The organism is Amycolatopsis sp. SID8362, assembly GCF_010550475.1.
GTDB lineage: Bacteria > Actinomycetota > Actinomycetes > Mycobacteriales > Pseudonocardiaceae > Amycolatopsis > Amycolatopsis eburnea.
The window spans coordinates 1-358 of the sequence record NZ_JAAGNB010000124.1 but is presented as its reverse complement, the minus strand read 5'-3'; the positions used below and the strand labels follow the sequence as shown (position 1 = coordinate 358).

Annotated in this window: 1 pseudogene; it reads right to left on the bottom strand. The window is 76.8% G+C overall.

Going from position 1 to position 358, the window contains the following annotated elements:
• A pseudogene (locus G3I65_RS04180) lies at positions 1-358 on the bottom strand (hypothetical protein); the annotation flags it as partial.

The following is a 358-nucleotide window of genomic DNA, read 5'->3' as shown; positions in this document are numbered from 1 at the left end:
GCACCGCAGCGCCGTCGTGACGAGGGTGCCGCCGCGGCCCCAGCGCAGGACGTCCGGCCGCGGCTCGTAGGCGAAGTCCACTTCGTACGGTCCGTAGGCGACGCGGGCGAGGTACGCCTGGCCGCTGTGGTGCGCCCAGCCGAACGTCGCCGTCGCGCCCAGCGCGTCCTCGGTCCGGTCGAGGTACCAGCCGTCGCCGTCGGCGGGACCGAGGAAGTGCCGGGTACCCGACCGGGTGGTCAGCACGTAGCCGTCGCCGTGGCGGGTGAGCCGCCCCGCCGTCCCGGACCGGGCCTGGCCGCCGGTCTTGCGGACGTGCGGCAGCGGCAGCGCGAACCCGCCGCCGAACGGGCCGTTG